Raw genomic sequence first — 11469 nt, 5'->3', positions numbered from 1 at the left:
TCGACCTGATCGACCACGGACAACTTGAAGGCCAGCGAGTAATCCCGCTGACTGCGCCTGATTGTTGATTTCATTGAACATTCCTTTTCCAGAGGGAAAAGGTGTCAACCCAATTCAGGACGGGTCACGACAAACAAAAAGGCCGCCCGAGGGCGGCCTTTCTGCGTGGCAGCGTCGCGAGGACGTCAGTGCATCATGTGCACGTTCATGTTGTGCATGACCCACAGGGTACCGACCACGATGATGCCGATCACCACCACGGTGAAGGCCGCAGCGTTGACGTTCCAGCGGCTTTCCGAAGAGCGGTCCAGGTGCAGGAAGAACACCAGGTGGACCAGCATCTGCAGCACCGCGGTGATCGCGATCACCACACCGTTGACGGTGCGCGAGAAGTCGCCCGACATCACCATCCAGAACGGGATGACGGTCAGCACCACCGCCAGCACGAAGCCGATCAGGTACGACTTCACGGTGCCATGGCTTTCGCCGCCGGTGCCGTGGTCGTGTGCATGGTTGTCATGTGCCATTACAGCGCTCCATTGAGGTAGACGACGGAGAACACGCCGATCCAGATCAGGTCCAGGAAGTGCCAGAACAGGCTCAGGCACGCCATGCGGGTCTTGTTGGTCGGGGTCAGGCCGTACTTCTTCAGCTGCACGAACATCACCAGCAGCCACAGCAGGCCGGCGCTGACGTGCAGGCCGTGGGTACCGACCAGGGCGAAGAACGCCGACAGGAAGGCACTGCGGTCCGGACCGTAGCCCTGGTGGATCAGGTGCTGGAACTCCCACACTTCCATGCACATGAAGCCGAAGCCCAGCAGCCAGGTGATGCCCAGCCACAGGTACATCTGGCCCATCTGCTTGCGGTGCATGGCGATCATGCCCAGGCCGAAGGTCAGCGAGGAGGTCAGCAGCAGCGCGGTTTCCCATGCAACGAACGGCAGTTCGAACAGGTCCTTCGCGGTCGGGCCACCATCGGTACCGCCGGCCAGCACCACGTAGGTGGCGAACAGCGAGGCGAAGATGAGGCAGTCGCTCATCAGGTACACCCAGAAACCGAAGACGGTGTTGCCGCCGGTGTCGTGGTGCTCGTGGTCGTCATGGCCATGGGCCGCCGCATGCGCGGCGTGCCCGTGGCTCAGGGTCGAGGTATTGGTGCTCATGCCTTCAGCTCCGACTTCACCAGGCCCTGGGCTTCCAGGTGCTTGCGGTGTTCGTTCTCGATGCGTTCCACCTCGGCGGCCGGGACCCAGTAATCCACGTCCTGGTCGAAGGTGCGGTAGATGAACGTGGCGATCATGCCGACGAAGCCGACGATGGCCAGCCACCAGATGTGCCAGATCATCGCGAAGCCGAACACCAGGCTGAAGGCACCGATGACAACGCCCGTGCCGGTGTTGCGCGGCATGTGGATGTCGGTGTACTTGGCCGGCTTCGGCCAGGCTTCACCACGCTGCTTGCGCTCCCAGAAATCGTCCAGTTCGGTGACTTCCGGCAGGGTGCCGAAGTTGTAGAAGGCCGGCGGCGAAGAGGTTTCCCACTCCAGCGTACGGGCATCCCACGGGTCGCCGGTCAGGTCGACGGTCTTCTTGCGGTCGCGGATCGACACGGCCACCTGGATGATCTGGCACAGGATGCCGGCGCCAACGATGAAGGCACCTGCGGCGGCGATCAGCAGCAGCGGCTCGTAGGCCGGGTTGACGGTGCTCTGCAGGCGACGGGTCATGCCCATGAAGCCCAGCACGTACATCGGCATGAAGGTCACGTAGAAGCCGATGAACCAGCACCAGAACGCGCACTTGCCCCAGAACTCGTTGAGGCGGAAGCCGAACATCTTCGGCCACCAGTAGGTGATGCCGGCGAACATGCCGAACACCACGCCGCCGATGATGACGTTGTGGAAGTGGGCGATCAGGAACAGGCTGTTGTGCAGCACGAAGTCGATGGCCGGGATCGCCAGCATCACGCCGGTCATGCCGCCGATGACGAAGGTGACCATGAAGCCGATCGTCCACAGCACCGGGGTGGTGAAGTGCACGCGACCGCGGAACATGGTGAACAACCAGTTGAAGATCTTCACGCCGGTCGGGATCGAGATGATCATCGTCGTGATGCCGAAGAAGGCATTGACGTTGGCACCCGAGCCCATGGTGAAGAAGTGGTGCAGCCACACGATGAACGACAGCACGCCGATGCAGGCGGTGGCATAGACCATGCCCTTGTAGCCGAACAGTGCCTTGCGCGAGAAGGTCGCGATGACTTCGGAGAACACACCGAACGCCGGCAGGACCAGGATGTACACCTCCGGGTGACCCCAGATCCAGATCAGGTTGATGTACAGCATGGCGTTGCCGCCACCGTCATTGGTGAAGAAGTGCGTACCCAGGTAACGGTCCAGGGTCAGCAGCACCAGGGTGATGGTCAGCACCGGGAAGGCCGCGACGATCAGCACGTTGGTCACCAGGGCGGTCCAGGTGAACACCGGCATCTGCATCAGCTTCATGCTGGGGGTACGCATCTTCAGGATGGTGATGAAGAAGTTGATACCGCTCAGCGTGGTACCCAGGCCTGCGACCTGTAGACCCCAGATGTAGTAGTCCATGCCTACGCTTGGACTGTATTCGATGCCCGACAACGGCGGGAACGCCAGCCAGCCGGTGGCAGCGAACTCACCGATCCACAGCGACAGCATGATCAGCACCGCGCCGGACACGAACAGCCAGAAGCTGAGCGAGTTGACGAACGGGAACGCGACGTCGCGCGCACCGATCTGCAGCGGCACGGCCAGGTTCATCAGGCCGGTGATCAGCGGCATTGCCACGAAGAAGATCATGATCACGCCGTGGGCGGTGAAGATCTGGTCGTAGTGGTGCGGCGGCAGGTAACCCTCGGACCCGCCGACGGCGAGCGCCTGCTGGGTACGCATCATGATGGCGTCGGAGAAACCGCGCAGCAGCATGACGAAGGCGACGATGAGGTACATCACGCCGATCTTCTTGTGATCCACCGAGGTGAACCACTCCTTCCACAGATAGCCCCACAGCTTGAACTTGGTGATCAGGGCCATGACGCCCAGGCCACCCAGCACCGCGCCGACCAGGGTGGTCAGCACGATCGGATCGTGGGGGATCGACTCAATTGAGAGTTTACCCAACATGTTCATTCTCCCGAGCCCGCATGGCCGGCGTGGCCTGCGTGTTCGTGTTCGTTGGCATCCAGGTTTTCACCCGATTCCTTGGAATCATGCGCGTCACTGGGGGCATGGCCCTCGTGCGCTTCATGGCTGGCGGCATCGGCAGCGGCGGCACCGGCGTGTTCGTGCTTCATGCCGTAATGCTTGTTGTCGCCCATGTGCTTGGCGATGACCCAGTCGAACAGGCCTTCTTCGGTCTTGCCGAAGTAGGTGACCGGATACCACTCGGCGTTGCGTGCTTCACCCAGCGCCTTGAACGAGGCCTTGTCCAGGGTCTGCTCGCCGGCGCGGACCTGGTCCAGCCACTGGTGGTATTCGGCATCGGTGACCGAGTAGGCGGTGAAGTGCATCTTGGCGAAGCCCGCGCCGCTGTAGTGCGAGGACATGCCCGGGAATTCACCGGTCTCGTTGGCGATCAGATGGAGCTTGGTCTCCATCGCAGCCATCGAGTAGATCATGCTGCCCAGGTGCGGGATGAAGAACGCATTCATCACCGAATCGGACGTGATCTTGAAGTTCAGCGGCGTATTGACCGGGAACTTGATTTCGTTGACGACCGCCACCTTCTCTTCCGGATAGATGAACAGCCACTTCCAGTCCAGCGAGATCGCCTCGATGGTGACCGGCTTGACGTCCGATTCCAGCGGCTTGTACGGGTCCAGCGCGTGCGACGAACGCCAGGTCAGGACCGCCAGCACCAGCACGATCATGCAGGGAATGGACCACACCACCACCTCGATCGCCGTCGAGTGGGACCACTTCGGCTCGTAGCGGGCCTTGGTGTTGGAGGCGCGATACTTCCACGCGAAGGTCAGGGTCATGATGATGACCGGGATGACGACCAGCAGCATGAGCACGGTGGCCGTGATCAGCAGGGTCTTCTCATCCTGGCCGATCTGGCCCTTCGGACTGAGGATGGCCACCGCATCGCAGCCGGTGAGCATCACCAGCAACGACAGCAGCAGGCCCGGGCGCAACCAGCGCCCAAGGGTTTTCAACGGAATCATCGGTCGATCCAATTGCGAGGGAATGCCGTTCCCCGTCCTGCCTGTTCCGGCCAAAGCCGGTCCCACCGGTCCGGAAGACAGGCAGGGAGGTGGGGTCGAGTCAGCCTTTCAATTTTAGGCCGTCACCCACCATTTAAGAAAGGCATTGACAATGATCGAGCGCAGGAAAGGCCCGTTTCTGGCTGCGACACGTTGTCGCACCGCGCAACCGCGGCGGGCAGAACACCCGGGGGCGGCATCCTAGCATCGGGCGATGGCGGCTGCTCCGCCCGTGTTCGGCAAAGTCGCCTGAACATGTTCAGGCATGCCCGCGCGGGCAATGCGTGGGATGCTCGGTGCCGGAGGAGCCCCATGGACAAGATCGATTTCAAGAAGCGCGATCGCGCGTTGTACCAGCCCCCGGCGGGCCGGTTCGTGACAGTGGACGTACCGCCCCTGCCCTACGTGATGGTCGACGGCCACGGTGATCCGAATACCGCCCCCGCCTACCTGCAGTCCGTGCAGTGGCTGTACGCGGTGAGCTATGCACTGAAGTTCGCGCTGAAGGCCGGGGGCCAGGACTACGTGGTGCCACCGCTGGAAGCCCTGTGGACCGCCGAGGATCCGTCGAGCTTTGTGGCTCGCCGCAAGGATGAGTGGAGGTGGACGGTGATGATCCGCACGCCGGACGGGATCAGTCCAGAGCAGTTGGAGGCTGCCATCGCCAAGGCGGCGAAGAAACTGGGCGACGTTCCGGCCAGCCTTCGCCACGAAGCTCTTGAAGAAGGCCTCTGCCTGCAGACCCTGCATGTAGGCGCTTACGATGACGAGGGTCCGGCCCTGGCCCATCTGCACGACGAACTGATGCCTTCGCTGGGCTACGCTTTCGCCGGCCCCCATCATGAGATCTACCTGAGCGACCCGCGCAGGACCGACGCTGCGCGCTTGAAGTCCGTGCTTCGGCAGCCGGTGCGGCCGATTGGACCTGATAAGGGTTCGCGCTCATGACACAAAGAATGCCATGCGCCTGATCAGCCGACTGCTGCACTGGACCACCCTGCCCGCCGGGCGCCGGCTATTGGCCACGCTTGGGGCTGCGCTGGTGATCGTGCTGGCCTGCAATCCGGCGCTGTCGCCGTTGCTGCCGGTGGTGGATGCGCTTGGGCTGGACGTGCTGATGCTGTTGCTGGGTGCGCAGGTGGTGGCGGTACTGCCTTGGGTGCGGGAACGGGCCGCGCGCGGGACCAGTGTGCTCGCACGCCTGCTGATCGGCGCATCGGCGGGAGCAGCAGGTGGCTATCTCCGGCAGCTCGCGTGGTGGCTGGCACGAGGCGCAGGGATGACGAGGCGTTGATGAAGGCTTGCAGCCTTCGGTGAGGTAGTAATCCAATGATCACCGGCGGGCGCAAACAAAAAGCCCCGACCAAGGCCGGGGCTTTTTATTACAACTGGTGCCGGAAACAGGAGTCGAACCTGCGACCTACGCATTACGAATGCGCCGCTCTACCAACTGAGCTATTCCGGCGGAGCCCGCGATTTTACGGGCTGGGCGACCCGGCGGTCAATCCATCCGGCTCAGCCCACCTCTACCCGGTTGGCGCACACCCGCCCGGCCACGAAATCCTGCAGGTTCCCCAGCGTGATCGCCGAGATCTCCTGCAGCGCCTCCACGGTGAAGAAGCCCTGGTGGCCGGTCACCAGCACATTCGGGAAGGTCATCAGGCGCTGGAAGGCCTCGTCGTCGATGATCTCGCCAGACAGGTCCTGGAAGAACAGCGCGCTTTCCTGCTCGTACACGTCGATGGCCAGATGACCCAGCCGGCGCGACTTCAGCGCGCGGATCACCGCATGGGTATCGACCAGTGCGCCGCGCGACGTATTGACCAGCATCGCGCCCGGCTTCATCCGCGCCAGCGACGCATCATTGATCAGGTGGTGGGTCTCAGGCGTCAGTGGGCAATGCAGCGACACGATGTCGGCACGCGCCAGCAGTTCATCCAGCCCGACCATTTCGCCGATACCACCGAACGCGGGTGACGGATAAGGATCGTGCCCCAGCACGGTGCAGCCCATGCCGTTGAAGATGCGCGCGGTGGCCAGCCCGATCTTGCCGGTACCCACAATGCCAACCGTGCGTCCATGCAAGGTGCGTCCGAGCAGGCCATCCAGCATGAAGTTGCCCTCGCGCACGCGGTTGTAGGCGCGATGGGTCTGCCGGTTGAGGGTCATCACCAGCGCCAACGCATGCTCGGCCACCGCCTCCGGGGAATAGGCCGGTACGCGTGCGACGAACAGATCCAGCGCTTTTGCGGCTGCCAGGTCCACATTGTTGAAGCCGGCACAGCGCAGCAGTACGGCCCGCACGCCCATCGCATGCAGGGCGTGCAGCACCGGCGCATCCAGGCGGTCGTTGACGAACACGCATACGGCTGCACAATCCTGCGCCAGCGCGGCCGTGTGCACGTCCAGCGCCACATCGAAGTACACGAACGCAAAGCCGTCCCCAGCCGCATCGCGCTGGTTGGCTTCCTCAAGGAAACGGCGATCGTAGGGGCGGGCGTTGAAGACGGCGATCTGCATGGAAGGGCCTGGGTGGAATGCCACGCCGACCATACCGCAGCAACGCGCGTTCTGGGGATGGCACCGGCGATGCCTTCATCGCCGGTGCCGTGCACCACTTAGAACTTGTAGCCCAGCCCCAGCATTACGCCATTCTGGATCTGCCCGTCGCGGCGCTCACCCACGTAATCGGCCATGATGGACAGCCGCTCGCTGGCACGGCTGGTCACACCCAGGTTCCAGGCCAGCACCTGCTCGCCCACCGCCTGGCTGCTGGCGCCGAACACCAGATCCGGTGCCGCGGCGAAGCCGGTGCTGTAGCGGGCCTGCGAATCGCCCAGTTCCTTCTGCCAGACCACCCGGGCGCGCGGGGTGATGCGCTCGCCGTTGTTGCCTTCGAAGGTCTTGAACAGCTGCAGGCCCGCACCCACGCGGATGCTCTCCAGGCTGCCGCTGCGGCCAACCAGCGCACCGGCGCCCTGCCCTTCGTTGAAGCGGGTGGCCGAGGTGCGCGCGTAGTCCACCACCGGCAGCAACGGCTGGATCACCAGGCCCTTGGCGGTGGTGAAGGAGAACGCATGTTCCACCCGTGCGGAGATCGCATCGTTGCTGTACTTGGCGCGCAGTGGCTGCTGCAGGCCATCGATGCCGTTGATGCTGCGACGCGTATCGTGGCGCAGATCGGTGTAGCGCACGGCCGCCGACAGATAGCCGCGCGCGTACGCCGCATCGAGGTAGCCGCCCACGTCCAGCGCACGCACGTCACCAGTGAAACCAGAGCCATCGCTGGCCTTGGTCGACATGTCCGCCGCGGCCACGCTGACACCCAGGGTCACGCGGTCATCGGCCACGCGGGTATCGGCACCGACCACGATGCCACCGATGGTGTGGCTCAGGCCGGCCACGCCACCGTCGGCATCGATGCGACCATGGCTGGCGAAACCACGTGCCCAGATGCCGTGGCTGCGTCCAGCATCACCGCTGCCCGCAACGCTGCCCGACGCCGGCTCGACCAGGTGCATCGCCAGCTGGTTGAACAGGCTGCCATGGCGCATGCCCGGCTGGGAGGAGACCGACTGCGCCACCTGCGAGGCCAGGCCATCGGCATCACCACCGCTGCGCATGGCCGACTGGTGCTGCTGCACGACGTTGCCGATGCTGCCCACCAACGCGGTGTCGGCCAGTCGCAGGCTGGCGTGCGCATCACCGCGCAGGGCACCGGCCTGTTGTGCGATCACATCGCGGTCGGCGAACTGCAGTGCGCCCAGCAGCGATCTCAGTCCCTTGTCCTGGCGATCGGAGGCGGTCGCCAGCGCGCGGCCCAGGCCGTCGCCGGACGTACCGTTGGCAAACAGGCCCAGCTGGTCAAAGCCCGGGTTGGCGGTCAGCCACAGGCCATCGGCCGTCTGCTTCACGTTGAAGCTCAACAGCGAATTGTGGCGGGGACGGAACACTTCACCGGCAGTGATGCTGGCACTGTAGCCGGCGTCCCCCAGCCGCACGACATCCTGGAAGCCCCCCTGGTAGATCGGCCCTTCCACCAGATCGCGGCGGTAGGCACCGGCATAGAAGCCCTGGGCCACATTCAACGCAAGGTGTGCGCCCTGCGCGATCACCAGCGCGCCCTCCTCGGTGCCGCCGTCGTAGAAGCTGCCGACGCGCAGGCGGCCATTCCCGGTACCACCGGTTTCGGTAACATCGAACAGCACCTGCCCGCCGGGCATGATGTTGACGTAGCCGTGGGTCACCAGATCCCCACCGCGCGGCATCAGCGTGCCGAACACGCGCAGGCGGTTGAAGCCATCTTCGCGGTAGGACGGGCCGGTGCCATCCAGCAGCGCATCGCTGTCGGTGCCGACCGATGCGATATCACCGTGGCCAACCACGATGCTGCCCGGCATCACCCGCAGCTCGGGGGTGCGCAGCGCACCACCCTCCAGTGCGATGGTGCCGTTGTCCACCAGAATGAAATCGGCGCCGGTGGTTTCAGCGGTGCGCCAGGTGGCGCCATTGCTGACACGGATCACGCCGGCGGAGTTGGCCAGGGTCGAGGCATCCAGATCGGCCAGCCGCAGCTGGCCGCGCAGTTCATCCTGGAGGTCGGGGTCGGCGAGCAGCTGCTGCAACGACTGCGCGCCGATACCGTTCGCCCCCCGCGTGGAGAAGTTGTACAGGCTCACCGCATAGTTGATGTAGGTGCTGGCCCAGTCGGTGTTCCAGCGCGCGAAATCGTCGTCGACAAAGGCCTGCAGCTGGCGCGCGGTACGAAGGTAGCCCGGGTTGATGTCGCCGCTGACGTTGCTGGTGACACGAAGGGTGTCGCCCGGATCGCGATAGCCCGCCGTGTTGATGATGCTGTTGCTGCGGATGTCCTGGCCCGGGAATGACTCCAGCTTGCTCCCACTGCCATCCGGATCGAAGGTAACCGACGTACCCGTGGTACGCGCCGGGTCGCGGAATACCAGCAGGCCATTGGGCTGCACCACTTCATACATGGCCTTGTGCAACAGGCCCGCATCCATGCCGCCGCCGTAGTTGCCTGTGTAGATCTGGGTCATGCGCGCCGACGGCGCATAGGTGATCCTGCCACCACTGCTGGCGGCATGGATCTGCACCGAGTCGACCAGCGGCAGATCGCCGCCGAGGTAACGGTTGACGCCACCGGACTGCATGATCGAGCAGGACGAAATGCAGTGGCCGGACACGATGGTGTCCAGGCCCTGGGTACGGATCACCGCCTGCAGCCACTCGCCGGCAATCAGCGCGCCACCGTTGGACGTTCGCAGCACGACTTCGCGGATCGGACGGCCTTCAGCCTGCGCCTTGGCCAGCAGTGCGGGCAGCGCCACCACATCGGCGACGGTGACGCCGCCGCTGAGGAAGACGCGATCGTCCTGCACGTGATAACTCATTGCCATGACGTCATCAGCTGCCGCGATGGCGCCAACGCCCATCAGCCCGGCCAGGGCCAGGCTCAACTTCGAATACTTCATGCGTTCTCTCTCTCCACCCGCAACACGCGGGTAGAACGATCAACGCCGCAGCGGGGCGATCTCCCCCAGTGGAACGGATCCTGAAAAATGAATACATTCACAATAAGAATCCGATCGATGCACACTCTTCCCCATCCGGTCATCGTCGCGTAAAACTCGATGACGCATTCGCCACCGACAGTCGAGGCCAGCCCTGTCCACCCCGTCTCCCCTGATCCATCGCGCGCCGGAGCCGCCCGCACCTGCGGATGCCTTCATCGCGTTCGTACGCGAAGAGCGCGCACCGCTGTGCGCGTTCCTGCGCACGCGGGGGGTCGGGCCTGAGGATGCGGAGGATATCGCGCAGGACTGCATGGAGCGGCTGATCCGCTATCGCGCACAGGGCCCGGACGAACTGCGCCTGCTGCTGTATCGTATCGCCCGCAACCGCCTGGCAGACCGCGGACGCTCGCCGCAGTCGCGGCCGCATCTGCCGCTGGCCGAACACGATGGCAGCGACGAACCGCCCAGTTCCTCGCCCGATCCATTGCGCCAGGCCGAGTCAGGGCAGATGCTGTCCCTGCTGCGGCAGGCCCTGTTCAAGCTGCCCGAACGCGCACGCGAGGTCTATCTGCTCAACCGCATCACCGGCATGAGCTACACGCAGATCGCGCGGCATTGTGGAATTACTGCCAAGACCGTGGAAAAACATATCGCCCGGGCCCTGCAGGGCCTGCGTCAGGAGTTGGGATCGGATCCGCTGCACAACGACAGGGACGGCCAATGAGTGGCACCCCGCACAGGAATGATGCACAGCTGTTTGAACGCGCCAGCGCCTGGGTAGCCCGCCTGGAAGCCCCGGACTGCACATCGGCCGAACGCGAAACGTTCGAGGACTGGCTGGCCGAAGATCCGGCCCACGTCAAAGCCTGGGTGCAGGCCGAAACCCTGTTCCAGCAGGGTGCGGAGCTTGCGGCTGACCCCTGGCTGCGCACCGCCGCGGCACGGGCGGCGCGTCCGCCGCGCCGGCGCTGGTTGCCGGGCGTGGCCGCTGCCGCCGGTGTCTGCATGGCGATCGGCATCGGCTGGATGGTTGCCGTCGACGGCAACCCGACGCCACAGGTCTACGCCAATGATTCGCACCAGGCACAGCAGCAGACGCTGGCCGATGGCAGCGTCGCCATGCTGGATGCCGGCACCACCCTCCGCGCCCGCTTCGGCTGGCGTCATCGTGATCTGGTGCTGGAGCGGGGTCGGCTGCAACTGCAGGTCGCTCCGTCGAACAAGGCGCTGCAGCTGCACGCCGGCGGCAGTACGATCCGCGACATCGGCACGACCTTCCAGGTGGAACGCCTGCGCGACGGCCTGGTCGAGGTCGCACTGCTGGAAGGTGCCGTGGAAGTCAGCAACGGCGCAGCGCAGCACACGCTGGCACCCGGCCAACAGCTGCAGGTATTGCCCTCCGGCCGTATCCAGCCGGGCCCTGCCCTCTCGTCCAACGCAGCCGCTGAAGGCTGGCTGCGTGGGCAACTGGTGTTCGATGCCACGCCACTGTCGATCGTGGTCGAGCGCATGAACCGTTATGGCCGCACGCCACTGGTGATCGTCGATCCGGAGATCACCGACCTGGCTGTAAGCGGCACCTTCCGCGCCGGTGATGCACAGGAGCTGCTGTCGGCGCTGGAACTGGGTTGGTCCGTGGCTGGCCAGACGCGTCCGGATGGCGCGCTGGAACTGCGCCGCACCTACTGAGGAGA

The 11469-nt window shown here is 64.4% G+C and carries 10 protein-coding genes and 1 tRNA gene; 4 read left to right on the top strand and 7 right to left on the bottom strand.

The genetic code is table 11. From position 1 onward, the window contains the following. Positions 1-185 precede the first annotated feature (185 nt). Genes cyoD through cyoA form a run of 4 tightly spaced genes read right to left on the bottom strand, consistent with a single transcriptional unit; the run spans position 186 to position 4202 of the window. On the bottom strand, positions 186-527 hold the full coding sequence (cyoD, locus tag V3B25_RS16630) for a cytochrome o ubiquinol oxidase subunit IV (protein WP_005408584.1): 342 nt from the start codon (positions 525-527) through the stop codon (positions 186-188). Then, complete coding sequence (gene cyoC, locus V3B25_RS16625; protein ID WP_005408583.1) at positions 527-1165, bottom strand: cytochrome o ubiquinol oxidase subunit III; 639 nt, start codon at positions 1163-1165, stop codon at positions 527-529. The genes cyoD and cyoC overlap by 1 nt, the downstream gene beginning before the upstream one ends. Further along, positions 1162-3159, bottom strand: coding sequence for a cytochrome o ubiquinol oxidase subunit I (gene cyoB, locus V3B25_RS16620; RefSeq protein ID WP_049424462.1), 1998 nt, complete (start codon positions 3157-3159; stop codon positions 1162-1164). The genes cyoC and cyoB overlap by 4 nt, the downstream gene beginning before the upstream one ends. Before the next feature lie 2 nt (positions 3160-3161). Then, complete coding sequence (cyoA, locus tag V3B25_RS16615) at positions 3162-4202, bottom strand: ubiquinol oxidase subunit II (RefSeq protein WP_107433550.1); 1041 nt, start codon at positions 4200-4202, stop codon at positions 3162-3164. Positions 4203-4553: 351 nt separating this feature from the next. Here cyoA and V3B25_RS16610 point away from each other — a divergent pair, with 351 nt between their 5' ends. Together V3B25_RS16610 and V3B25_RS16605 are read left to right on the top strand one after the other, a co-directional pair. Continuing rightward, positions 4554-5189, top strand: coding sequence for a GyrI-like domain-containing protein (locus V3B25_RS16610; protein ID WP_049424457.1), 636 nt, complete (start codon positions 4554-4556; stop codon positions 5187-5189). Between the two features lie 13 nt (positions 5190-5202). Beyond that, the gene (locus V3B25_RS16605; protein WP_049424456.1) at positions 5203-5535 is read left to right on the top strand and encodes a hypothetical protein; all 333 of its coding nucleotides are present in this window, start codon (positions 5203-5205) and stop codon (positions 5533-5535) included. Positions 5536-5630: 95 nt separating this feature from the next. Here the strand turns inward: V3B25_RS16605 and V3B25_RS16600 are convergent. From V3B25_RS16600 to V3B25_RS16590, 3 genes are all read right to left on the bottom strand, one after another. Further along, positions 5631-5706, bottom strand: a tRNA-Thr gene (locus V3B25_RS16600). Positions 5707-5756: 50 nt separating this feature from the next. Then, positions 5757-6761, bottom strand: coding sequence for a 2-hydroxyacid dehydrogenase (locus V3B25_RS16595; RefSeq protein ID WP_049424374.1), 1005 nt, complete (start codon positions 6759-6761; stop codon positions 5757-5759). Between the two features lie 98 nt (positions 6762-6859). Then, positions 6860-9733, bottom strand: a complete 2874-nt coding sequence (locus tag V3B25_RS16590; RefSeq protein WP_329811017.1) for an autotransporter domain-containing protein — start codon at positions 9731-9733, stop codon at positions 6860-6862. 256 nt (positions 9734-9989) lie between these two features. Here V3B25_RS16590 and V3B25_RS16585 point away from each other — a divergent pair, with 256 nt between their 5' ends. Together V3B25_RS16585 and V3B25_RS16580 are read left to right on the top strand one after the other, a co-directional pair. After that, complete coding sequence (locus V3B25_RS16585) at positions 9990-10499, top strand: RNA polymerase sigma factor (protein ID WP_080291744.1); 510 nt, start codon at positions 9990-9992, stop codon at positions 10497-10499. Then, on the top strand, positions 10496-11464 hold the full coding sequence (locus V3B25_RS16580; protein WP_049424370.1) for a FecR domain-containing protein: 969 nt from the start codon (positions 10496-10498) through the stop codon (positions 11462-11464). Before V3B25_RS16585 ends, V3B25_RS16580 begins: the two co-directional genes overlap by 4 nt. Positions 11465-11469: the final 5 nt, after the last annotated feature.

Origin of the sequence: Stenotrophomonas sp. SMYL8 (assembly GCF_036320065.1) — a bacterium.
Classification (GTDB): Bacteria; Pseudomonadota; Gammaproteobacteria; order Xanthomonadales; family Xanthomonadaceae; genus Stenotrophomonas; species Stenotrophomonas maltophilia_A.
The sequence above is the reverse complement of the archived record's forward strand: the minus strand, read 5'-3'. Positions and strand labels throughout refer to the sequence as shown.